The 19,325-nt window shown below is 53.7% G+C and carries 34 protein-coding genes; 2 read left to right on the forward strand and 32 right to left on the reverse strand.

Annotated features, from left to right (window positions below; all coding sequences use genetic code 11):
- Positions 1 to 369: 369 nt before the first annotated feature.
- The 29 genes from rplQ to rpsJ all read right to left on the reverse strand — a co-directional run bounded on the left by rplQ (position 370) and on the right by rpsJ (position 14,346).
- On the reverse strand, positions 370 to 750 hold the full coding sequence (rplQ, locus tag JUE30_RS09780; protein WP_125757241.1) for a 50S ribosomal protein L17: 381 nt from the start codon (positions 748 to 750) through the stop codon (positions 370 to 372).
- Between the two features lie 21 nt (positions 751 to 771).
- Positions 772 to 1,710 (reverse strand): DNA-directed RNA polymerase subunit alpha, encoded by a 939-nt coding sequence (locus tag JUE30_RS09785; RefSeq protein ID WP_056989965.1) that lies wholly within the window; start codon positions 1,708 to 1,710, stop codon positions 772 to 774.
- A 65-nt stretch (positions 1,711 to 1,775) separates the two neighbouring features.
- On the reverse strand, positions 1,776 to 2,165 hold the full coding sequence (rpsK, locus tag JUE30_RS09790) for a 30S ribosomal protein S11 (protein ID WP_054663879.1): 390 nt from the start codon (positions 2,163 to 2,165) through the stop codon (positions 1,776 to 1,778).
- Between the two features lie 16 nt (positions 2,166 to 2,181).
- Complete coding sequence (gene rpsM, locus JUE30_RS09795; protein ID WP_125757239.1) at positions 2,182 to 2,550, reverse strand: 30S ribosomal protein S13; 369 nt, start codon at positions 2,548 to 2,550, stop codon at positions 2,182 to 2,184.
- A 26-nt stretch (positions 2,551 to 2,576) separates the two neighbouring features.
- The gene (gene rpmJ / locus JUE30_RS09800) at positions 2,577 to 2,696 is read right to left on the reverse strand and encodes a 50S ribosomal protein L36 (protein ID WP_082397753.1); all 120 of its coding nucleotides are present in this window, start codon (positions 2,694 to 2,696) and stop codon (positions 2,577 to 2,579) included.
- 87 nt (positions 2,697 to 2,783) lie between these two features.
- A complete protein-coding gene (gene infA / locus JUE30_RS09805) occupies positions 2,784 to 3,002 on the reverse strand; it encodes a translation initiation factor IF-1 (protein ID WP_054663875.1) in 219 nt (72 codons plus the stop codon).
- Between the two features lie 125 nt (positions 3,003 to 3,127).
- The gene (locus JUE30_RS09810; protein ID WP_203624703.1) at positions 3,128 to 3,781 is read right to left on the reverse strand and encodes an adenylate kinase; all 654 of its coding nucleotides are present in this window, start codon (positions 3,779 to 3,781) and stop codon (positions 3,128 to 3,130) included.
- 9 nt (positions 3,782 to 3,790) lie between these two features.
- Entirely contained in the window at positions 3,791 to 5,104 is a 1,314-nt protein-coding gene (secY, locus tag JUE30_RS09815; RefSeq protein WP_203624704.1) for a preprotein translocase subunit SecY, read from the reverse strand.
- Positions 5,104 to 5,544, reverse strand: a complete 441-nt coding sequence (rplO, locus tag JUE30_RS09820) for a 50S ribosomal protein L15 (protein WP_125757233.1) — start codon at positions 5,542 to 5,544, stop codon at positions 5,104 to 5,106. Before rplO ends, secY begins: the two co-directional genes overlap by 1 nt.
- A gap of 30 nt (positions 5,545 to 5,574) precedes the next feature.
- Positions 5,575 to 5,760 (reverse strand): 50S ribosomal protein L30, encoded by a 186-nt coding sequence (rpmD, locus tag JUE30_RS09825; protein ID WP_054663864.1) that lies wholly within the window; start codon positions 5,758 to 5,760, stop codon positions 5,575 to 5,577.
- An 11-nt stretch (positions 5,761 to 5,771) separates the two neighbouring features.
- The gene (gene rpsE / locus JUE30_RS09830) at positions 5,772 to 6,281 is read right to left on the reverse strand and encodes a 30S ribosomal protein S5 (RefSeq protein ID WP_203624705.1); all 510 of its coding nucleotides are present in this window, start codon (positions 6,279 to 6,281) and stop codon (positions 5,772 to 5,774) included.
- 23 nt (positions 6,282 to 6,304) lie between these two features.
- Positions 6,305 to 6,664 (reverse strand): 50S ribosomal protein L18, encoded by a 360-nt coding sequence (rplR, locus tag JUE30_RS09835; protein ID WP_125584629.1) that lies wholly within the window; start codon positions 6,662 to 6,664, stop codon positions 6,305 to 6,307.
- Positions 6,665 to 6,793: 129 nt separating this feature from the next.
- Positions 6,794 to 7,324 carry a 50S ribosomal protein L6 gene (rplF, locus tag JUE30_RS09840; RefSeq protein WP_203624706.1) on the reverse strand — a complete coding sequence of 177 codons (531 nt, stop codon included), beginning with the start codon at positions 7,322 to 7,324 and terminating at the stop codon, positions 6,794 to 6,796.
- A gap of 30 nt (positions 7,325 to 7,354) precedes the next feature.
- Positions 7,355 to 7,753 carry a 30S ribosomal protein S8 gene (gene rpsH / locus JUE30_RS09845; RefSeq protein WP_125757227.1) on the reverse strand — a complete coding sequence of 133 codons (399 nt, stop codon included), beginning with the start codon at positions 7,751 to 7,753 and terminating at the stop codon, positions 7,355 to 7,357.
- A 30-nt stretch (positions 7,754 to 7,783) separates the two neighbouring features.
- Positions 7,784 to 7,969: a type Z 30S ribosomal protein S14 gene (locus JUE30_RS09850; protein ID WP_054717680.1), complete on the reverse strand. Its 186-nt coding sequence runs from the start codon at positions 7,967 to 7,969 to the stop codon at positions 7,784 to 7,786.
- Between the two features lie 13 nt (positions 7,970 to 7,982).
- Positions 7,983 to 8,525 carry a 50S ribosomal protein L5 gene (gene rplE / locus JUE30_RS09855; RefSeq protein WP_125757225.1) on the reverse strand — a complete coding sequence of 181 codons (543 nt, stop codon included), beginning with the start codon at positions 8,523 to 8,525 and terminating at the stop codon, positions 7,983 to 7,985.
- 6 nt (positions 8,526 to 8,531) lie between these two features.
- Positions 8,532 to 8,879, reverse strand: coding sequence for a 50S ribosomal protein L24 (gene rplX, locus JUE30_RS09860; RefSeq protein ID WP_125757223.1), 348 nt, complete (start codon positions 8,877 to 8,879; stop codon positions 8,532 to 8,534).
- A gap of 27 nt (positions 8,880 to 8,906) precedes the next feature.
- On the reverse strand, positions 8,907 to 9,275 hold the full coding sequence (gene rplN / locus JUE30_RS09865) for a 50S ribosomal protein L14 (protein WP_125757221.1): 369 nt from the start codon (positions 9,273 to 9,275) through the stop codon (positions 8,907 to 8,909).
- A 30-nt stretch (positions 9,276 to 9,305) separates the two neighbouring features.
- A complete protein-coding gene (gene rpsQ, locus JUE30_RS09870; RefSeq protein ID WP_054663840.1) occupies positions 9,306 to 9,569 on the reverse strand; it encodes a 30S ribosomal protein S17 in 264 nt (87 codons plus the stop codon).
- Positions 9,570 to 9,589: 20 nt separating this feature from the next.
- Positions 9,590 to 9,784 carry a 50S ribosomal protein L29 gene (rpmC, locus tag JUE30_RS09875; RefSeq protein ID WP_054663838.1) on the reverse strand — a complete coding sequence of 65 codons (195 nt, stop codon included), beginning with the start codon at positions 9,782 to 9,784 and terminating at the stop codon, positions 9,590 to 9,592.
- On the reverse strand, positions 9,774 to 10,208 hold the full coding sequence (rplP, locus tag JUE30_RS09880; RefSeq protein ID WP_054663835.1) for a 50S ribosomal protein L16: 435 nt from the start codon (positions 10,206 to 10,208) through the stop codon (positions 9,774 to 9,776). Before rplP ends, rpmC begins: the two co-directional genes overlap by 11 nt.
- Before the next feature lie 3 nt (positions 10,209 to 10,211).
- Positions 10,212 to 10,874 carry a 30S ribosomal protein S3 gene (gene rpsC, locus JUE30_RS09885; RefSeq protein WP_125757219.1) on the reverse strand — a complete coding sequence of 221 codons (663 nt, stop codon included), beginning with the start codon at positions 10,872 to 10,874 and terminating at the stop codon, positions 10,212 to 10,214.
- Positions 10,875 to 10,876: 2 nt separating this feature from the next.
- Positions 10,877 to 11,239, reverse strand: a complete 363-nt coding sequence (gene rplV / locus JUE30_RS09890) for a 50S ribosomal protein L22 (protein ID WP_054663830.1) — start codon at positions 11,237 to 11,239, stop codon at positions 10,877 to 10,879.
- 18 nt (positions 11,240 to 11,257) lie between these two features.
- Complete coding sequence (gene rpsS, locus JUE30_RS09895) at positions 11,258 to 11,539, reverse strand: 30S ribosomal protein S19 (protein ID WP_125757217.1); 282 nt, start codon at positions 11,537 to 11,539, stop codon at positions 11,258 to 11,260.
- A 39-nt stretch (positions 11,540 to 11,578) separates the two neighbouring features.
- Positions 11,579 to 12,418, reverse strand: a complete 840-nt coding sequence (rplB, locus tag JUE30_RS09900; protein WP_125757215.1) for a 50S ribosomal protein L2 — start codon at positions 12,416 to 12,418, stop codon at positions 11,579 to 11,581.
- 26 nt (positions 12,419 to 12,444) lie between these two features.
- Positions 12,445 to 12,732 (reverse strand): 50S ribosomal protein L23, encoded by a 288-nt coding sequence (gene rplW, locus JUE30_RS09905; RefSeq protein ID WP_056989969.1) that lies wholly within the window; start codon positions 12,730 to 12,732, stop codon positions 12,445 to 12,447.
- Positions 12,732 to 13,355, reverse strand: a complete 624-nt coding sequence (rplD, locus tag JUE30_RS09910) for a 50S ribosomal protein L4 (RefSeq protein WP_054663827.1) — start codon at positions 13,353 to 13,355, stop codon at positions 12,732 to 12,734. Before rplD ends, rplW begins: the two co-directional genes overlap by 1 nt.
- A 21-nt stretch (positions 13,356 to 13,376) precedes the next feature.
- A complete protein-coding gene (gene rplC, locus JUE30_RS09915) occupies positions 13,377 to 14,012 on the reverse strand; it encodes a 50S ribosomal protein L3 (protein ID WP_125757213.1) in 636 nt (211 codons plus the stop codon).
- Between the two features lie 25 nt (positions 14,013 to 14,037).
- Entirely contained in the window at positions 14,038 to 14,346 is a 309-nt protein-coding gene (gene rpsJ, locus JUE30_RS09920; RefSeq protein ID WP_054663821.1) for a 30S ribosomal protein S10, read from the reverse strand.
- Between the two features lie 370 nt (positions 14,347 to 14,716).
- Here rpsJ and JUE30_RS09925 point away from each other — a divergent pair, with 370 nt between their 5' ends.
- Positions 14,717 to 15,265: a cysteine hydrolase family protein gene (locus JUE30_RS09925; RefSeq protein ID WP_203624707.1), complete on the forward strand. Its 549-nt coding sequence runs from the start codon at positions 14,717 to 14,719 to the stop codon at positions 15,263 to 15,265.
- A 104-nt stretch (positions 15,266 to 15,369) separates the two neighbouring features.
- On the opposite strand, the gene fusA is transcribed toward JUE30_RS09925, so the two are convergent.
- From fusA to rpsL, 3 genes are all read right to left on the reverse strand, one after another.
- Entirely contained in the window at positions 15,370 to 17,460 is a 2,091-nt protein-coding gene (gene fusA / locus JUE30_RS09930) for an elongation factor G (protein WP_203624708.1), read from the reverse strand.
- A 104-nt stretch (positions 17,461 to 17,564) separates the two neighbouring features.
- Positions 17,565 to 18,035, reverse strand: coding sequence for a 30S ribosomal protein S7 (rpsG, locus tag JUE30_RS09935; protein WP_054663812.1), 471 nt, complete (start codon positions 18,033 to 18,035; stop codon positions 17,565 to 17,567).
- Positions 18,036 to 18,080: 45 nt separating this feature from the next.
- Positions 18,081 to 18,494: a 30S ribosomal protein S12 gene (rpsL, locus tag JUE30_RS09940; protein WP_125757207.1), complete on the reverse strand. Its 414-nt coding sequence runs from the start codon at positions 18,492 to 18,494 to the stop codon at positions 18,081 to 18,083.
- A 240-nt stretch (positions 18,495 to 18,734) separates the two neighbouring features.
- On the opposite strand from rpsL, the gene JUE30_RS09945 reads away from it, so the two are divergent.
- Entirely contained in the window at positions 18,735 to 19,223 is a 489-nt protein-coding gene (locus JUE30_RS09945) for a hypothetical protein (protein ID WP_203624709.1), read from the forward strand.
- Positions 19,224 to 19,325: the final 102 nt, after the last annotated feature.

Genomic DNA, 19,325 nt, shown 5'->3' on the forward strand with positions numbered 1-19,325 from the left:
CTGAGTCTTATTTACCTTGGAATCAGTATCTGAAGCCATCAAAACAAGAGATTGCTTGAACAACGAAGGGGCGTAATCCGAGAATGCGGATTACGCCCTTTCTTAGTTTGCCAGGCGGTCGGTTATTGGGTGCTTACACACCGGCCAGGGGCTTTGTTGAATCGATGACACAAAAAAATCATTTGAGATGGAGACACCGGTTGCCCGATGCTCTCAAGCTAGACTCGGCAAAGCCTGACGGCCTCAGGGCCAAAGCCCCTACCAAGATGGCAGCCAACATCGTAACGCTCCATCGATCAAATGATCAAAGTGAACCGGCCACAAGGGTCGCTTCGGTTTTAGATTTTTTGAATTGGTAAAGCGAAACGCTTAAACCAGTTCGATGATAACCATCTGTGCTGCGTCACCGCGGCGCTGATTGGTCTTCAAAGTGCGGGTGTAACCACCGTTGCGTTCTGCGTAGCGCGGGGCTACATCAGCAAACAACTTCTGCAAAGCGGATTGAACGACAACCGTGTCGCCGTCTTCCTTTACATCGGCGATCGTGTTCCGCAGGAAAGCAGCAGCCTGACGACGGGCGTGCAGGTCGCCGCGCTTGCCGAGCGTGATCATCTTGTCAACGGTAGAACGAATTTCCTTGGCGCGGGCTTCGGTCGTCGTGATGCGTTCCTTAACGATCAAGTCGGTGGTCAAGTCGCGCAGCAGCGCTTTACGCTGAGAACTGGTGCGCCCTAATTTCCGGTAGCTCATGGATTGGCCTCCTTTTAAGTATTAGTCTTCCTTACGCAGGCTTAAGCCGAGATCAGACAGCTTGTTTTTAACTTCTTCAAGCGACTTGCGGCCCAAGTTGCGGACCTTCATCATATCGGCTTCGGTCTTGTTGGTCAGCTCCTGAACCGTGTTGATTCCAGCACGCTTCAAGCAGTTGTAGGAACGAACGGACAAGTCGAGCTCTTCGATGGTCATCTCGAGCATCTTTTCCTTGTGGGTTTCTTCCTTTTCGACCATGATCTCCGCATTCTTCGCCGAATCGGTGAGATTGACGAAAATGTCGAGGTGTTCCGTCAGAATCTTCGCGGCCAAGCTGATTGCTTCGCGCGGGGAGATCGAGCCGTTGGTCCAGACGTCCAGCGTCAACTTGTCGAAGTCATTACGCCGGCCGACACGAGTGCTTTCGACCTGATAATTGACCCGACTGATCGGGGTAAAAATCGAGTCGATCGGCAGCACGCCAATCGGCATGTTTTCGGTCTTGTTCTGATCCGCAGCCACGTAACCACGACCGGTGCGAACGGTCATGCGAACATGGAAGTGGCCCCCTTCAGCAACAGTGCAAATGTACTGTTCGGGGTTCAATACCTCAACATCAGCATCAGTGACGATATCGGCGGCGGTCACAGTGGCCGGGCCATCAACATCGATCTCGACGGTCTTATCTTCATCCGAATGCATCTTCAAAGCGAGCTTCTTGATGTTCAGGATGATCTGGGTTACGTCTTCAAGCACCCCATCGATCGTGCTGAATTCATGCAGCACGCCATCGATTTGGATGTTGGAAACCGCCGCACCCGGCAAGGAAGAAAGCAGGATCCGCCGAAGCGAATTGCCCAATGTGGTCCCGTAGCCGCGTTCGAGCGGTTCAACCACAAACTTACCGTAGTTGGTGCTTTCGTCAACCTTGGTGATGTTCGGCTTTTCAAATTCGATCATCTAGTCTGTACCCCTTTCAAAACGAGAAGTGAACGTTGCCCAAACTTGAAATGGTGGGGTAACAATTACACACGACGACGCTTTGGAGGACGAGAACCGTTATGCGGCACTGGGGTCACGTCGCGGATCGCGGTCACTTCAAGACCAGTTGCTTGAAGGGAACGGATCGCAGCTTCACGGCCGGAACCTGGGCCTTTAACAGCAACTTCAACAGACTTCATGCCGTGCTCCATGGATTCCTTTGCAGCGGCTTCAGCGGCCATCTGCGCAGCATAAGGCGTGGACTTACGAGAACCCTTGAATCCAAGGACCCCTGCAGAGGACCAGGCAATCGCGTTACCGCGAGGGTCGGTGATCATGACCAACGTGTTGTTGAACGTGGAATGAATGTGCGCAACGCCGGCTTCAACGTTCTTACGAACACGGCGCTTGCGAGTGGTTTTTCTAACTGCCATCGAATGCTAACCTCCTTTATGCTTTCTTCTTACCGGCAATGGAAACTTTCTTCCCCTTGCGAGTACGTGCGTTGTTCTTCGTGTTCTGACCACGAACGGGCAGGCCACGGCGGTGACGCATGCCACGGTATGAACCGATTTCCTGAAGCCGCTTGATGTTCAGGCTGACTTCACGGCGCAGATCGCCTTCAACTTTAACGTTGTCGACGGCTGCACGGATCTTGTCCTCCTGGTCAGGGGTCAGGTCTTCTTCGCGGACGTTCTCAGGAACGCCGGCTTCTTTCAGGATCTTCTTGGCGGTCGTGTTGCCGATCCCAAAAATGTAGGTCAGCGCGATGACGATTTGCTTGCCGCGGGGCAAGTCAACACCTGCGATACGAGCCATATGATGACACCTCCTAATTTAGTGAATTATGAACCTTGGCGTTGCTTGTGCTTTGGGTTAGCAGAGCAGATGATCATGACGCGGCCATGCCGACGGACGACCTTGCAGTGCTCGCACATCTTTTTAACAGATGGACGTACTTTCATGATTGATTAGCCTCCTCTTGGAAAAACGCAGCGAGAACTGCGCTCTGGTCTGGCAATACGCGCAGCCGGCAGAACCGGCTGAACGCTTTACTTGAAACGGTACGTGATCCGGCCCTTGGTCAGATCGTATGGAGACAATTCAACGGTCACCTTGTCGCCTGGCAAGATGCGGATGTAGTGCATCCGAATCTTCCCGGAGACATGGGCAAGAATCGTTGCCCCGTTTTCAAGTTCGACTTTGAACATCGCGTTCGGTAACGTATCGACCACGGTGCCCTGGATCTCGATCACATCGTCTTTTGCCACGAAATAAATTCCTCCTAATTGTCTGGATCACACGCGAAAACGCGGTGAGGGCAAGCCCTCAGCGCATACCGCGACATTGTATCATAAATCGACCCGTTTGAAAACAGTCAGGCCGTGGCTGCAGGCTAGTTGAGTTTTTTCAAGACCGCTTGGATGTCAGCGAACACCAGGTCGATGTCCTGATCCCCGTTGACGGTGAAGAGCAAGTCGCGCTTTTGATAAAAATCAATCAGCGGCGTGTTCTCCTCGATGTTGACCTTCAGGCGATTCTTCACCGTTTCCGGCTTGTCGTCATCGCGCTGGAAGAACTCGTGGCCGCCGCAGCGGTCGCAAGTTCCCGGCACCTTGGTCGGGTTGTACAACTTGTGGTAAGTCGCTCCGCAGTTGCTGCAGATGTAACGGCCAGACAGCCGCTCCACCAGCACTGCTGGTTCAACGTCGATGTTGATCACGGCGTCAAGCGGCTTACTTAAGTCCTGGGTGATGGTTTCAAGCGCTTCGGCCTGAGCCAGCGTGCGCGGAAACCCATCAAGCATGAAGCCCTGATCGGTATCCTTTTGCGCAAGCCGCTCCTTGACCATGCCTTCAACGACCGAATCTGGAACCAGCTGACCTTGATCAATAAACCCCTTGGCCTGCTTGCCCATCTCCGTGCCGTTTGCCATCGCTTCGCGGAACATGTCCCCGGTACTGATGTGGGCGACGGGATACGCATCTTCGATCCGCTCCGCCTGCGTGCCCTTACCAGCGCCTGGCAGTCCCATTAAAATGAGATTCATGGTTTCCTCCTAATTCTTCACGAGGTCGTCGCGGATAAACCCGACGTACTCGCGCTTCATCAGTAACCCATCGAGCTGGCGGACCAGTTCGATCGCCGTCATGACGACAATCAGTAGGCTAGTTCCACCAAGGCCAATGCTTTGAGGCAAGCCCCAAAGGTTCGCTGCCAGCTGTGGCAGCAGGGCCACGAAGCCGAGGAACAACGCCCCGACCGTCGACAGCCGCATCAGCACGCGAGAAAGATACTTTTCAGTTTCCTTCCCGGGCCAAACGCCTGGGATATACGATCCTTGCTTGGTCAGATTCTCCTGCACTTTTTCCGGGTTAACCTGGACAAAAGCATAGAAGAACGTGAACAGGACGATCAGGATCGTATAAATGATGACGCCTGGCGTGCTTTGCATGTTGAAGACCTTGGTCATCGTGTCATACCAGCCTTGGCCTTGGAACCGTTTGGCGAAGGCCATCAGAATGGTTTGCGGCGTGATGATGAACGAACTGGCAAAAATGACAGGAATGACCCCAGCCACGTTGACCTTCAGCGGCAGGTAGCTTTCACTACCGGAAGCCGCCACCCGGCGCGTGTACTGAATCGGAATCTTGCGGTTGGCCTGCTGAACCCAGGTGACAAACGTCACGACCAGCAGGACCACAATGGCCAGTGCAACCAAGAACAAAATGCCCTGCCACCGATCAGCGGCGGCGTTGTTCGTGATGTTGTCCTTCCACAGGGAAGCCAGCCCACTTGGCAGGCGGGCAATGATACCGGCAAAGATGATCATTGAGACCCCATTACCGATCCCTTTGTCCGTAATCTGCTCACCCATCCAGGTCAGGAGCATGGTGCCCCCAGTCAGAATGATGCCGATGATCACGTAGGTGGTAATCGTCGGATTGGCGACCAGCCCCAGCGCGGAAAGCTGCTGGAACCCGGCCGTGATGCCGACTGCCTGGAAGAAGCCGAGGAAAATGGTCAGGTAACGGGTGACTTGGTTCAGCTTACGCCGGCCAACTTCCCCTTGCTTACCCCATTCCACGAACTTCGGCACAATATCGGTCTGCAACAGTTGAACCACAATTTGAGCCGTAATGTACGGAGAGACCCCCATTGAGAAGATCGAATAGTTGGCCAACCCGCCACCGGAAACGGTGTCGAGCAGGGAGATCAAGCCGGTCGATCCGACCTGCGTCAAGGCCTTAGCATTAACGCCAGGCACTGTGATCTGCGCCCCTAGTCGATAAACCAGCAAAACGCCCAAGGTAAAGAGGATCTTGTTGCGGATATCCTTGACCTTAAATGCGTTAACGAGGGTTTTCAGCATTAGATCACCTCAAGCGAACCGCCTGCTGCTTCGACTGCGCTCTTGGCAGTTTCGGAAGCCTTGTTAACTTTAACGGTCAGCTTCTTGTCCAGCTTTCCGTTACCCAACAGCTTAACGCCGTCTTTTTCGTTTTTAACTAAGCCGGTTTCGACCAACAGAGTTGGTGTTACTTCCGTGCCTTCGTCAAACCGGTTGAGGTCTTCAACGTTCACGATGGCAAAGACTTTGCGGTTGATGTTCTTGAAACCGCGTTTTGGCATCCGCCGGAACAGTGGCATCTGGCCACCTTCGAACCCGAGCCGGGTCTTGCCGCCCTGACGAGCCAATTGGCCCTTAGTCCCTTTGCCGGCCGTCTTACCCTGACCGCTAGAAGTCCCGCGGCCAACACGCTTCCGTGCTTGACGCGCACCGTCATTTGGCTTTAATTCGTGTAACTTCATTCGTGTGGCACCTCCTTTTTGCGAAATAGATTAATCCTTGACTTCTTCAACGGAAACCAAGTGGGAGATCTGGAAGATCGCACCGCGTGTTGCGTCGTTGTCAGGCTTCACGACTGAGCTGTTGACACGGCCCAGACCCAATTCCTTAACAATCTTGCGTTGCTTTGGCAACCGGTGAGCAGCACTGCGGGTCAATGTAATTTTTAATTGCGCCATGATGTGCCCTCCTAGTTTTGTTCTTGCAAGTGCGATACTGATACGCCGCGGAGTCCAGCCACTTCCTGAACGGTCTTGAGCTGAGTCAAGGCGTCCATCGTCGCGCGAATCATGTTGATTGGCGTGTTACGGCCAAGAGACTTGCTAGTCACGTCTGAGATCCCAGCGAGTTCCATAACGGCACGAACCGCGCCGCCGGCAGCAACCCCGGACCCTTCAACGGCCGGCTTAAGCAAAACTTCACCGGCGCCGAAGTGACCAATCGCTTCGTGAGGAATCGTGGTACCAACGATCGGCACTTCGATCAGATTCTTCTTGGCGTCGTCGACCGCTTTGCGGATCGCTTCTGGCACTTCCTGGGCCTTACCGGTCCCGAAGCCGACGTGGCCGTGCTTGTCGCCAACGATTGCAATACTTGCAAACCGACGACGACGACCACCTTTGACAACTTTGACAACTGGGTTGATCGATACGACGCGGTCTTCCAAGTCGAGTTGGTTTGGATCAATGTATGATGCCATGGATTGGTTTTCCTCCTTCTTTGTTAGAATTCAAGGCCGTTTTCGCGAGCCGCTTCAGCGAGCGCCTGCACGCGACCATGATAGAGGTAACCACCACGGTCAAAGACCACTACTTTGTGACCGGCGGCAACAGCGCGCTTAGCGACCAATTCGCCAACCTGCTTTGCCTGCTCGGTCTTGTTTGCGTCATCAGATACTTCTTTATCGAGAGTGGAGGCACTTGCTAGCGTCACACCCGCTACGTCATCAATTAATTGCGCGTAGATGTTTTTATTTGAACGGAAAATGTTCAAGCGTGGGCGCTCGCTCGTACCAGAAATCTTACCCCGGACGCGTGCGTGACGCCGTTGCCGGGTCTTGTTTTTATCTGGCTTGGAAATCACAATGTTCACTCCTTTGATTAGCTGCTTGAGGCGGTGATGGATCAGGCGCTCGCACAAAGCGGACGGCCTGATGACGCGGCCCCAGGCGCATAGACACGGGCGATAATCGCCCATACGTTATCAGTAAGACTACTTACCAGTCTTACCTTCCTTACGCCGGACGTATTCGTCGACATAACGGATCCCCTTACCTTTGTAAGGTTCAGGCGAACGAACCGCACGGATCTCGGCGGCCCATTGGCCAACGACCTGCTTAGAGATCCCAGAAACCGTGATCTCCGTGTTGCTTGGCACGTCGAAGTCGATTCCTGCTGGTGGGGTCATCTCAACTGGGTGAGAGTAACCGACGTTCAGGATCAGCTTGTTGCCTTGCTTTTGTGCACGGTAGCCGACCCCGACCAGCTTCATGTTTTTCTTGAAGCCGTCGGTGACACCCACGATCATGTTGTTCAGGTTGGCGCGGGTCGTCCCGTGCAGCGCCTTGAACGAATCGTCGGGACGGTCGAACTTGATCTCGTTGCCGTCTTGCGTCATGGAAATTTCTGGGGCGAAGTGGCGAGTCATCTCACCCTTCGGGCCCTTCACGGTGATGTTTTCGCCGTCGACGGTGACTGTAACGCCAGCCGGCACGGTGATTGCTTTATAACCAATACGACTCACTTGGAGGCACCTCCTTTTTAAAGTTTTATCTTACCAAACGTAGGCGAGTACTTCGCCGCCAACGTTCTTCGCGCGCGCTTCCTTGTCGGTGATCACACCTTCAGGAGTGGAGAGGATGGCGATGCCCAGGCCGTTTAGGACCTTCGGCACAGCGTCAGCCTTCACGTAGGAGCGCAGGCCAGGCTTAGAGATGCGCTTCAAGCCGGAAATGACGCGTTCGTTGTTCTTCCCGTACTTCAGGAAAACACGAATAACGCCTTGCTTGTCATCCTCGATCACTTCGTAATCACGGATGAAGCCTTCTTGCTTGAGGATCTCGGAAATGTTGATTTTCATCTTTGATGCAGGTACGATCAGCGATTCGTGGCGCACCATGTTGGCGTTGCGAATGCGGGTCAAGTAATCTGCGATTGGATCGGTCAAGACCATTGATTTAACCTCCTTTGACTGGGTTTCGGTTTACCAGCTAGCTTTGCGCATACCAGGAATTTGACCGGCATGAGCTAATTCACGAAGGCAAATCCGGCAGAGTTTGAACTTACGGTAAACAGAGTGCGGACGACCACAACGTTGGCAGCGTGTGTATTCTTGCACTGCGAACTTTGCAGGCCGGTTGTTTTTCACGATCATCGACTTCTTAGCCAAGTGTGACCCTCCTTTATTTAGCGAAAGGCATGCCGAGCTGCTTCAGCAGTTCGAGGCCTTCCTCGTCAGTATTTGCAGTCGTAACAATGACCACGTCAAGGCCGCGAACGCGGTTGACCTGATCGTAATCAATTTCAGGGAAGATCAATTGTTCCTTCAGGCCCAGGGTGTAATTGCCCCGGCCGTCGAAGGACTTAGGAGAGATCCCGTGGAAGTCACGAACACGTGGCAGGGAGACATTGATCAGCTTGTCCAGGAAGTCATACATACGCTCGCCGCGCAGGGTGACCTTGGCACCGATCGACATGCCTTCACGCAGGCGGAAGTTCGCGATGCTCTTCTTCGCCTTGGTGATCAGCGGCTGTTGCCCGGAGATCTGCGCCATTTCGGCAACGGCTTCGTCCATGAGCTTGGCGTTTTGTGTTGCATCGCCGACCCCCATGTTCAAAACGATCTTCTCAACATGCGGAGTCTGCATCGTGCTCTTGTAGTTGAACTTCTCTACCAAAGCCGGTGCGATCTCTTTGTTAAAACGTTCTTGTAAACGATTTGCCATCTGGGATTAGTCCTCCTTCCCGTCAGTTTTTGCAGGAGCAGCAGCAGTGGTCAGTTCCTTGCCAGATTTCTTGGCAATGCGTGACTTCTTGCCGTCCTTGATTTCAAAGCCAACGCGGGTCGGCTTATTCGTTTCTGGATCCAGCAGCATTACGTTAGAAACGGCAATGGCTGCTTCCTTGTCCACGATCCCGCCTTGCGGGTTCGCGTTGTTAGGCTTTTGGTGTTTCTTGATCATGTTGACGCCTTCGACGATGACCTTGTCTGCCTTAAGCAGCACCTTGGTTACCGTACCTTCTTTACCAGCGTCTTTACCACGCATGACCCGAACTTTATCACCAGTCTTGATTTTCATGTCGCACCTCCTATTTGGTCAGAATGATTAAAGGACTTCAGGCGCTAAGGAAACGATCTTCATGAAATCGCCGTCACGCAGTTCGCGTGCGACTGGTCCAAAGATACGAGTCCCCCGTGGGCTCTTGTCCGCGTTGATGATGACCGCGGCGTTTTCGTCGAACTTGATGTACGATCCATCAGTACGGCGGGCACCCGACTTGGTGCGCACGATGACGGCCTTGACCACATCGTGGAGCTTGACAACGCCACCTGGTGTAGCCTGTTTTACAGTTGCCACAACGACGTCGCCGATGTTCCCAGTCTTACGGTATGAACCGCCAAGCACTTTGATCACCAGCAACTCGCGGGCACCAGAGTTGTCAGCGACTTTAAGACGACTTTCTTGTTGAATCACGGGTTGGTCCTCCTTTCAAACGTATTTAAATTAAATACGAACTGCCTTTTCGACCACGTTCAATAAACGGAAACGCTTGTTGCGAGACATCGGACGAGTCTCCATGATCTGAACCAGATCGCCGACTTTTGCGACATTTTCTTCATCGTGTGCATAGTACTTCTTCGAGTACTTCACACGCTTGCCGTATACCGGGTGCGTCTTCGTCGTGTTGACTTGGACGGTGATCGTCTTGTCCATTTTGTCAGAAACAACACGGCCTTGATAAACTTTACGAGAATTACGTTCTGCCAAGGTGATAGTCTCCTTTCCGTTTATTTCTTCAGTGATTGCTGACGCAGGACCGTTTTGATCCGCGCAATGTTCTTGCGCACTTGCTTCAGCCGAGCAGTGTTCTCCATTTGGCCAGTCGCCTGCTGAAAGCGCAGGTTGAACAGCTCTTCTTTATACTGCTTTTCTTTGTCGAGCATTTCCTCTGTGGTTAATGCAGCGATCTCTTTAGCCTTCATTAGATTGCTCAGCTCCTTCCGAACGAGAAATGATCTTGGTACGGATTGGAAGCTTGTTGGAAGCGAGGCGGAGAGCTTCTTTGGCAACGGCCTCAGGCACGCCACCGACTTCAAACATCACTTTTTCGCGCTTTACGACTGCAACCCAGCCGGATGGCGCGCCTTTCCCGTTACCCATACGAACCCCAACACCTTTAGAAGTGTAGGACTTCTGAGGGAAGATCTTGATCCAAACTTTCCCGCCACGCTTCATGTAACGGGTCATTGCAACACGGGCAGCTTCGATCTGACGGTTAGAAATCCAGTGGGATTCCAGTGCCTGCAGGCCGTAATCGCCAAAGTCGACGTTCTTGCCGCCCTTAGCTGCGCCACGCATCTTGCCGCGAAATTCGCGACGGTGCTTCACACGCTTAGGTACTAACATGGGTTACTTTCCTCCCTTCGCAGCTGGCCGGTTTGGCTTATCCGGCAAAATCTCACCGCGGTAGATCCAGGTCTTGATCCCGATCTGGCCGTAGGTGGTGCGAGCTTCTTCCCAGGCGTAGTCAATGTCTGCGCGCAGGGTGTGCAGCGGCACAGTGCCTTCAGCGTAGTGTTCGCGCCGGGCAATATCCGCACCGTTCAACCGACCAGCAGCTTGCGTCTTGATGCCCTTGGCACCGGCACGCATGGTGCGCTGCATCGCCTGCTTCATCGCGCGACGGAAAGCCACACGCTGTTCAAGCTGAGCGGCGATGCTTTCGCCAACCAGCTTGGCATCCAGGTCAGGCTTTTTGATCTCGACGATGTTGATGTGAACCTTACGACCGGTGAGGTCATTGAGCTGCTTACGCAGGCTCTCGACCTGAGCGCCGCCCTTGCCGATAACCATACCCGGCTTTGCGGTGTGAATCGAAATGTTCACGCGGTTTGCGGCCCGTTCGATCTCAATGGTCGAAACAGAGGCGTCCGCAAGCTTTTTGTTGATGAAGTTTCGGATCTTGATGTCTTCGTGCAGGTAAGTGGCGAAGTCTTTTTCGGCATACCACTTGGATTCCCAATCACGGATGACGCCAACTCGGAAACCGATTGGATTAATTTTCTGACCCACGCTTAACCCTCCTTTGTGGCTTTCTCAGCAACGGTCACAGTGATGTGACTCGTACGCTTGTTGATTGGTGATGCTGAACCCTTTGCCCGCGGACGGAACCGCTTCAAGGTCGGGCCTTCGTTAACGAAGGCTTCCTTGACGTAAAGGTTCTGGGCATCAAGGTCAAAGTTGTGTTCTGCGTTCGCGATGGCGGACTTCAGAACCTTGGAAATAATTGGAGAGCCCGCGCGCGGCGTGAAGTCCAAAATGGCAATAGCTTCCGCGACGTCGCGGCCGCGGATCAGATCGATCACTAGGCGCGCCTTGCGAGCCGCGATTCGAACTGTGTTAGCCGTCGCCGTAGCAGACGTGATTTCTTCAGCCATGAATCATGTGCTCCTTTCTTAGCGTGCCGCTGTTTTCTTGTCGTCCTTGGCGTGACCATGGAAGGTCCGTGTCGGAACGAACTCACCCAGCTTGTGACCGACCATATCTTCTGAAATGTAAACTGGGACGTGTTTGCGACCATCGTAAACGGCGATGGTGAACCCGATGAAACTCGGGAAAATGGTAGAACGACGAGACCAGGTCTTGATGACCGTCTTCTTGTCGTTATCCTGCTGCGCATCGATCTTTTTCATCAGATGTGCATCGGCGAACGGTCCTTTTTTAAGACTGCGACCCATTGTGTGACCTCCTTTATTCGGTGTAATTCAAAGTTAAAATTACTTGTTCTTACGGTGACGCACGATGAACTTCTCGGACTTAGCCTTGTGATCACGCGTCTTCTTACCCAAGGTCTTCTTGCCCCATGGGGAAAGAGGTGATGGGCGACCGATTGGTGCTTTACCTTCACCACCACCATGCGGGTGATCGTTAGGGTTCATAACTGACCCACGGACGGTTGAACGGAAGCCCAACCAGCGCTTGCGGCCAGCCTTACCAATGCTGATCAGTTCGTGCTGTTCGTTGCCCACGGCACCGATCGTGGCGCGGTTAACGGCGAGGATCATGCGCACTTCACCAGAGGCCAGGCGAACCGTGACGTACTTGCCGTCGTCGTTCTTACCCAGCAGCTGAGCGGAAGCACCGGCGGAACGAGCCAATTGGCCGCCCTTGCCAGGTTTGAGTTCAACGTTGTGGATCGTGGTCCCATCAGGAATGTTCTTCAGCGGCATTGCGTTGCCCGGCTTGATGTCGGCAGTCTCGCTGGAGACGATCTTGTCGCCAACCTTCAGACCCTTCGGCGCGAGGATGTAGGACTTAACCCCATCTTCGTAGTGAAGCAGTGCAATGTTTGCGGTCCGATTCGGGTCGTATTCGATCGCCTTAACGGTCGCGACCACGTCGTCCTTGTTCCGCTTGAAGTCGATTGTCCGGTAATACTGCTTGTGGCCGCCGCCGCGATGACGCACGGTGATGTGACCTTGAGCATTACGCCCAGCAGTGTGGCTCTGACTTTCAAGCAGCGTCTTTTCCGGCTTGGTCTTGGTGATCTCGGCAAAGTCTGAACCAGACATGTTCCGCCGGCCGTTTGACGTTGGTTTGTATTTAATGATGCCCACGCTTGTTTCCTCCTATCTAAAAGTTTTTAGTCTTCAAAAATCTTGATGTCTTTAGAATCAGCGGTCAAGGTCACAACAGCCTTGCGGCGCTTGCGCGTATAACCCACAAAGTTCCCTTGGCGCTTCTTTTTACCGCGTACGTTCGCGATGTTGACCTTGGCGACTTGCACATCGAAGATTTCTTCAACGGCACGACGCACAGCAGTTTTCTCGGCGTCACGAGCAACTTCGAAGGTGTACTTCTTGTTGTCCATGTCGGCCATGGTCTGCTCGGTCACGATCGGGCGCAGGATGATGTCGCGTGCTTCAGCCATTATGCCAGCACCTCCTCAATCTTTTGCAGTGCAGATTGGGTCAGGATCAGTTTGTTGTAGTCTACAACATCCAATACGTTGATCCCGTCTGCGGCGATCGTCTTGACGTTTGGCAGGTTGCGTGCAGCCAGGGCCGCATTGTCATTGCCATCTTCAAGAACGACCAGGGCTTTTTCATTGACCTTCAAAGCTGCCAAAGCAGCCGCGAAGTCCTTGGTCTTGGGCTGGTCAAAAGCCAGGCCATCGACCACGATCAGGTCCTTGTCAGCAAGCTTCTGCGCAAGCACAGACTTGATTGCCAACCGAGAAACCTTCTTGTTGATCCGGTAGCTGTATGAACGTGGGGTCGGTCCGAAGACAATCCCACCGCCACGCCACTGCGGACTGCGGATCGAGCCCTGACGAGCCCGGCCAGTCCCTTTTTGGCGCCACGGCTTCTTGCCGCCGCCGGAAACAGCGGAACGGTTCTTAACGGCGTGAGTACCTTGACGAAGGGAAGCGCGTTGCATCAGCACTGCGTCAAACACGGCGTTTTCGTTCGGTTCGATAGCCCAGATCGTGTCGTTAAGATCAACGGTGCCGTTTTCTGTGCCGTCTTGCTTGAATAAAGTAACGTTTGCCATTAGTTATGTCCTCCCTTCGGTTTATTTAGCCGCTGCTTTAACAGCGGAACGGATAGTCACGAACGACTTGTTGGCGCCTGGAACGTTGCCCTTGATGAGGATAACGTTGTGGTCCAAGTCAGCCGAAACGACGGTCAGGTTCTGCATGGTGCGGGTGTGATTACCCATCCGGCCAGGCAGCTTCTTACCCTTGAACACCTTGTTAATGATGGCGCCAAGAGAACCGGGACGACGGTGGTAACGAGAGCCATGGGCCATTGGGCCGCGGCTTTGGCCGTCCTTCTTAATGTTCCCCTGGAAACCGTGTCCTTTGGAGATGCCGGTGACGTCCACGATGTCGCCAGCTGCAAATTCATCGGCCTTGATCTCCTTGCCGACTTCGTAATCGCTAAGCGCTACATCACGGATTTCCTTAATGAAGCGCTTAGGGGTCGTGTCTGCCTTCTTGGCGTGACCGACGCTTGGCTTGTTGCTAAGTACTTCACGCTTGTCACCGTAGCCCAGCTGAACTGCTTCGTAACCGTCAGATTCAACGGTCTTGACTTGCAAGACAACGTTAGGCGTTACATCGATGACGGTCACGGGAACAAGTTCGCCGTTGTCCGTGAAGACTTGCGTCATGCCAATTTTCTTACCTAAGATTCCTTTACGTGCCATGGGTACACCTCCTAGTTCTTATAGATTATAGTTTGATTTCAATGTCGACGCCGCTTGGCAGGTCGAGCTTCATCAGTGCGTCCACAGTCTTCGGGGTCGGGTTAACGATATCGATCAAGCGCTTGTGTGTGCGCATTTCGAACTGTTCCCGAGAATCCTTGTACTTGTGGGGAGAACGAAGCACCGTGTAGATGGTCCGTTCTGTTGGCAGTGGGATCGGGCCTGAGATCGACGCACCTGTGCGCTTTGCGGTCTCAACGATCTTATCTGCTGATTGATCTAGAATCCGGTGTTCGTAAGCCTTGAGCCGGATCCGAATCTTTTGTTTTGCCATTGTGTAACCTCCTTCGTCTATTATCATTAGTAGACTAGCTCCGTGAAAATTTCCGTCATGCCCCCGTGGCAAAGCGGCCGGGCGTGTCGCAACCTCTCACATCCACGCTATCCTGACCCAACCATGGGCCAAAAGTGCACAGTCTGCCCTTAAGCAAACAGCACTCTTGATAGTATACAAAAAAGCCCCCGGTATAGCAAGGCTTTTCTGCGAATTGGTGAAACTTTTTCAGCGTGTAAAAGCGATGAGACCGGCCTTTATTCGGATCCATGACGAAACCTACACAATGGTTTTTCAGGTTGGCAGGTTGTCTTGACAGGATGCTTTCAGGTCCGTACAGTGAAGCTAATCATTTGCAGGAGGAAAAAATATGCCAAAAGCTTTACTGATCATTGATTATACAAATGACTTTGTCGCCCCGCAAGGTGCCCTGACTGCTGGTGCTCCGGCCCAAGCAATCGAAGGCCGCATCGCTGCCCTGGCCGAACAGTTTCGGGCGGCGGGTGATTTTGTTTACCTGCCGACCGACGTGCACGTTCCAGGTGACCCGTACCATCCGGAAACCAAGCTGTTCCCGCCGCATAACGTGCGCGGCACCTGGGGCCGGGAACTGTATGGCAGCTTGCAGCCGTGGTACCAGCAGCACCAAGGCGAACAAAACGTCACCCTCTTTGACAAAACGCGGTACTCCAGCTTTGCCGGCACGCCGCTGGACCTTTGGCTGCGTGAGCGGGCGGTTGACGAACTGCACCTCGTGGGGGTCTGCACCGACATCTGCGTGCTTCACACTGCTGTGGATGCTTACAACCTCAACTACCCCATTGTGGTCCATCAAGACGCCGTTGCCACCTTCGTTCCTGGCGGCCAGGCATGGGCACTGAATCACTTCAAAACGGCACTGAACGCCACGTTGGTGTAATCTAATCATCTTTATACTGAATACCGGAGCGGCCTTCAAGGCTGCTCCTTTTTGGTCAAAAAAAGAGCTGCCAGAACCTGGCAACTCTTCTTGCAGCGCGGTGATTAAGCCTCGCCACCGTTTTTCTTGATAATCTCAGCCTGGATCGACTTCGGCACAGCCGTGTAGTGATCGAAGGTCATGGTGAAGGTCCCACGACCCTGAGTCGCAGAACGCAGCGTCGTCGCGTAGCCGAACATTTCAGCCAGTGGCACCATGGCATTGACCAGCTGGGCATTGCCGCGCTGCTCCATGCCTTCAACGCTGCCGCGGCGAGCGTTAATCTGGCCCATGATGTCCCCAAGGTATTCTTCAGGGGCAACGACTTCAACGTGCATGATCGGTTCGAGAATAACCGCACCGGCATCCTTTACCGCGTTGCGCAATGCAAGACTTGCGGCAACTTTAAATGCGGCTTCGGAAGAATCGACTTCATGGTAAGACCCATCATAGAGCTTGGCCTTGACGTCGATCAGTGGGTACCCGGCCAGGACCCCATTCTTCATGGCATCCTTCAAGCCAGCCTCAACAGCCGGGATGTATTCACGAGGCACGACCCCACCGACGATGGCATCTTCAAATTCGAAGCCTTTGCCTTCTTCGTTCGGGGTGAACTCGATCCAAACATCACCATACTGCCCTTTACCACCAGACTGGCGAACAAAACGCCCTTCAGCCTGAGCGGTCTTGGTGAAGGTTTCACGGTACGCGACTTGCGGCTCGCCGATCTTCGCGGCAACCTTAAATTCACGCTTCATCCGGTCAACCATGATGTCCAAGTGAAGCTCGCCCATGCCGGCGATCAGCGTTTCACCAGTTTCTGGGTTGGTCTCGGCCTTGAAGGTCGGGTCCTCTTCAGAAAGCTTTTGCAGCGCAACGTCCAGCTTGTCCTGATCTTCCTTAGAATCTGGCTCGATGGAAACCTGAATCACTGGTTCCGGCACTTCGAGGGATTCGAGGATCAGCGGGTGGTCAACAGAGGTCAACGAATCACCAGTAGTGGTGTTCTTCAACCCGATGGCCGCGGCAATATCACCAGAGAACACTTCCGGAATTTCTTCACGGTGGTTCGAGTGCATCTGCAGCAGACGGCCAACACGTTCACGGTTGTTCTTGGAAGCATTCAGCACATACGAGCCGGCTTCCAAAGTCCCACTGTAGACCCGGATGTAGGTCAGACGACCAACGAACGGGTCAGTCGCGATCTTAAACGCCAACGCCGCGAAATCCTTGTCATCGCCGGCGCGCAGTTCAACTGGCTCGCCGGTGTCGGGATCTTTCGCGTTGTAAGGCTTCACGTCCAGCGGTGATGGCAGGTAGTCAACAACCGCGTCCAGCAGCATCTGCACCCCTTTGTTCTTGAAGGCAGAGCCCGCAAGCACTGGGAAGAATTCCAGATTGATGGTGGCTTTACGGATGGCGGCTTTGATCTCATCATTTGAGATCTCTTCGCCTTCCAGGTACTTGTCCATGATGCCGTCGTCAACGTCAGCGACCGCTTCAATCAGGTCAGCACGAGCTTGTTCAGCCTCGTCCTTCATATCGTCTGGGATATCAACGACGTCCCATTCGGTCCCGAGTTCGTCTTCGTCGTACAAGTCGGCCTTCATTTCGATCAGGTCGATGATGCCCTTAAAGTTGTCTTCAGCGCCGATTGGCAGCTGAACCGCATGGGCGTTTGCCCCTAGGCGATCGTTCAGGGTCTGCACGGAGTACTTGAAGTCGGCACCAATCTTATCCATCTTGTTGACGAACACGATCCGCGGTACCGCATAGGTTGAAGCCTGACGCCAGACGTTTTCGGTCTGCGGCTCTACGCCGGACTGACCATCCAGAACGGTGATCGCACCGTCAAGGACACGCAGGGAACGTTCAACTTCCATCGTGAAGTCAACGTGTCCTGGGGTGTCGATGATGTTGATCCGGTTGTCCTTCCAGAACGCAGTCGTTGCCGCACTGGTAATGGTGATCCCACGCTCCTGCTCCTGCGCCATCCAGTCCATCTGTGAAGCCCCATCATGGGTTTCGCCGATCTTGTGGATCTTCCCGGTGTAGTACAGGATACGTTCGGTCGTGGTCGTCTTACCGGCGTCGATGTGGGCCATGATCCCGATGTTACGGGTCCGGTCCAGCGGAAATTCACGCTTGTTGGCCATGTGAAAAGTTAACTCCTCTCAATAATTGTAACTGTCTAATTTTAGAAAAATGCTGGATAAAAGAAGTGGCTACTATAGCCCAACGGATATAATAGCCAACCTTCTTACCAACGATAGTGAGCAAACGCACGGTTGGCGTCAGCCATTTTATGCGTATCTTCACGCTTCTTCACGGCCGCCCCGGTGTTGTTCGCGGCGTCCATGATCTCACGTGCCAAACGCTCGTCCATCGTGTGCTCACCGCGGGCGCGGGAGTACTGCACGATCCAGCGCAGACCCAAGGTCGTGCGCCGGTCCGGACGAACTTCGATCGGCACTTGATAGTTAGAACCGCCGATCCGGCGCGCCTTAACTTCAAGTACCGGCATAACATTCTTCATCGCTTCTTCAAAGACGTCGACTGGCTCGTTGCCAGTTTCCTTCTTGATGATGTCGAAGGCGTCGTACAGGATCGTCTGCGCCTTGCCGCGCTTCCCATCGACCATCAAGTGATTGATCAAGCGAGTGACCAGCTTAGAATTGTAAACTGGATCAGGTAAAACATCGCGTTTTGTAACATTGCCTTTACGTGGCATGCTGATTGCCTCCTCTTCCTAAATACCGCACAAAGCGGATAGTGACTACTTCTTCGGACGCTTTGTACCGTACTTGGAACGGCTCTGCATACGGCCGTCAACGCCGGCGGTATCGAGGGTCCCACGAATGATGTGGTAACGGACCCCAGGCAAGTCCTTTACACGGCCGCCGCGGATCAAAACAACCGAGTGTTCCTGCAAGTTGTGACCGATCCCAGGAATGTAAGCTGTGACCTCAATGAGGTTCGACAGACGAACACGAGCGTACTTACGCAAAGCTGAGTTTGGCTTCTTCGGTGTCATAGTGCCGACACGAGTGGCCACCCCACGCTTTTGCGGTGCTGGGTTGTTGGTCAGCGACTTCTTCTTACTGTTGTAACCGAAGTTCAGGGCTGGAGAGTCCGACTTCGTTACCTTACTTTTACGACCTTGGCGTACCAATTGGTTAATGGTTGGCATTCTAAGGTTCCTCCTTCCTAATTCTGACAGATATACAGTTTAAGTCCACACATCCAGGCGGTTCTTTTTTTGAAATAAAAAATGGCCGGCCCAGCGGCGAAGTGGTATTTCACCAGCTCGACGTCCGGGCAAACCCGAATTGACTGGAAAAAAGCACCTTTGATAGTGTACTATCTTCGCCCAGAGCATGTCAAGGAGAACTCCCATCGTTTGCGGAATGTTTTCTGTGGGGGTGAAGCCATGCTGACTCTTACTTACCTCGTCCTTAGCGCGGGCCTAATTGCCTGGCCACGGCAAGAAGGCAGCGGCCGGTTTCTGCAAGGCGTGCTGCTGGGTCTGGGGCTGCTGGTGCTAACCAGCTGGCACAGTGCTTTCATTCTACTTGGGTTGACCTACTTTGGCCAGTGGGATCTACACCAGCGCCTGGTGCCGGCGCGGCTGTTTGACGGCTGGTGCCTCGTGATCGCCGCGACCACGCCGGAGCTGCACTGGGCCGTGGCCGCCTCTTGGCTGCTCGGCCTGGGGGTCTTGAGCCTGGCCACCGCAGGGATAGGCAGCGCCGACGTGCTCGCCATCGCGGTGCTGGCACTCGGCCTAAACCTGACAGACAGCCTCTTACTGGTTCTTGCCGCCTGCCTGTTTGGCCTCGCCCACTACCTCCTGCGATCAGGGTCAGTGCCGCTGCTTTTTCACCGTAAGCACCCAATAACCGACCGCCTGGCAAACTAAGAAAGGGCGTAATCCGCATTCTCGGATTACGCCCCTTCGTTGTTCAAGCAATCTCTTGTTTTGATGGCTTCAGATACTGATTCCAAGGTAAATAAGACTCAG

The sequence above is a fragment of the Lacticaseibacillus sp. 866-1 genome (assembly GCF_016861825.1).
Lineage (GTDB): Bacteria > Bacillota > Bacilli > Lactobacillales > Lactobacillaceae > Lacticaseibacillus.

Excerpts from the sequence above, each read along its gene's own strand:
- rplQ (WP_125757241.1), bottom strand. The coding sequence starts at position 750 with ATGAGCTACCGGAAATTAGGGCGCACCAGTTCTCAGCGTAAAGCGCTG.
- JUE30_RS09785 (WP_056989965.1), bottom strand. The coding sequence starts at position 1,710 with ATGATCGAATTTGAAAAGCCGAACATCACCAAGGTTGACGAAAGCACC.
- rpsK (WP_054663879.1), bottom strand. The coding sequence starts at position 2,165 with ATGGCAGTTAGAAAAACCACTCGCAAGCGCCGTGTTCGTAAGAACGTT.
- rpsM (WP_125757239.1), bottom strand. The coding sequence starts at position 2,550 with ATGGCTCGTATCGCAGGTGTTGACTTGCCCCGCGGCAAGCAAATCGTC.
- rpmJ (WP_082397753.1), bottom strand. The coding sequence starts at position 2,696 with ATGAAAGTACGTCCATCTGTTAAAAAGATGTGCGAGCACTGCAAGGTC.
- JUE30_RS09810 (WP_203624703.1), bottom strand. The coding sequence starts at position 3,781 with ATGAATCTCATTTTAATGGGACTGCCAGGCGCTGGTAAGGGCACGCAG.
- secY (WP_203624704.1), bottom strand. The coding sequence starts at position 5,104 with ATGCTGAAAACCCTCGTTAACGCATTTAAGGTCAAGGATATCCGCAAC.
- rplO (WP_125757233.1), bottom strand. The coding sequence starts at position 5,544 with ATGAAGTTACACGAATTAAAGCCAAATGACGGTGCGCGTCAAGCACGG.
- rpmD (WP_054663864.1), bottom strand. The coding sequence starts at position 5,760 with ATGGCGCAATTAAAAATTACATTGACCCGCAGTGCTGCTCACCGGTTG.
- rpsE (WP_203624705.1), bottom strand. The coding sequence starts at position 6,281 with ATGGCATCATACATTGATCCAAACCAACTCGACTTGGAAGACCGCGTC.
- rpsH (WP_125757227.1), bottom strand. The coding sequence starts at position 7,753 with ATGGTCTTGACCGATCCAATCGCAGATTACTTGACCCGCATTCGCAAC.
- rplE (WP_125757225.1), bottom strand. The coding sequence starts at position 8,525 with ATGGCAAATCGTTTACAAGAACGTTTTAACAAAGAGATCGCACCGGCT.
- rplX (WP_125757223.1), bottom strand. The coding sequence starts at position 8,879 with ATGAAAATCAAGACTGGTGATAAAGTTCGGGTCATGCGTGGTAAAGAC.
- rpmC (WP_054663838.1), bottom strand. The coding sequence starts at position 9,784 with ATGAAGGCTAAAGAGATCGCTGCATTAACCACAGAGGAAATGCTCGAC.
- rplP (WP_054663835.1), bottom strand. The coding sequence starts at position 10,208 with ATGTTAGTACCTAAGCGTGTGAAGCACCGTCGCGAATTTCGCGGCAAG.
- rplV (WP_054663830.1), bottom strand. The coding sequence starts at position 11,239 with ATGGCTGAAGAAATCACGTCTGCTACGGCGACGGCTAACACAGTTCGA.
- rpsS (WP_125757217.1), bottom strand. The coding sequence starts at position 11,539 with ATGGGTCGCAGTCTTAAAAAAGGACCGTTCGCCGATGCACATCTGATG.
- rplW (WP_056989969.1), bottom strand. The coding sequence starts at position 12,732 with ATGGCTGAAGCACGCGACATCATCCTGCGCCCGATCGTGACCGAGCAG.
- rplD (WP_054663827.1), bottom strand. The coding sequence starts at position 13,355 with ATGGCAAACGTTACTTTATTCAAGCAAGACGGCACAGAAAACGGCACC.
- rplC (WP_125757213.1), bottom strand. The coding sequence starts at position 14,012 with ATGGCACGTAAAGGAATCTTAGGTAAGAAAATTGGCATGACGCAAGTC.
- rpsJ (WP_054663821.1), bottom strand. The coding sequence starts at position 14,346 with ATGGCAAAACAAAAGATTCGGATCCGGCTCAAGGCTTACGAACACCGG.
- JUE30_RS09925 (WP_203624707.1), top strand. The coding sequence starts at position 14,717 with ATGCCAAAAGCTTTACTGATCATTGATTATACAAATGACTTTGTCGCC.
- fusA (WP_203624708.1), bottom strand. The coding sequence starts at position 17,460 with ATGGCCAACAAGCGTGAATTTCCGCTGGACCGGACCCGTAACATCGGG.
- rpsG (WP_054663812.1), bottom strand. The coding sequence starts at position 18,035 with ATGCCACGTAAAGGCAATGTTACAAAACGCGATGTTTTACCTGATCCA.
- rpsL (WP_125757207.1), bottom strand. The coding sequence starts at position 18,494 with ATGCCAACCATTAACCAATTGGTACGCCAAGGTCGTAAAAGTAAGGTA.
- JUE30_RS09945 (WP_203624709.1), top strand. The coding sequence starts at position 18,735 with ATGCTGACTCTTACTTACCTCGTCCTTAGCGCGGGCCTAATTGCCTGG.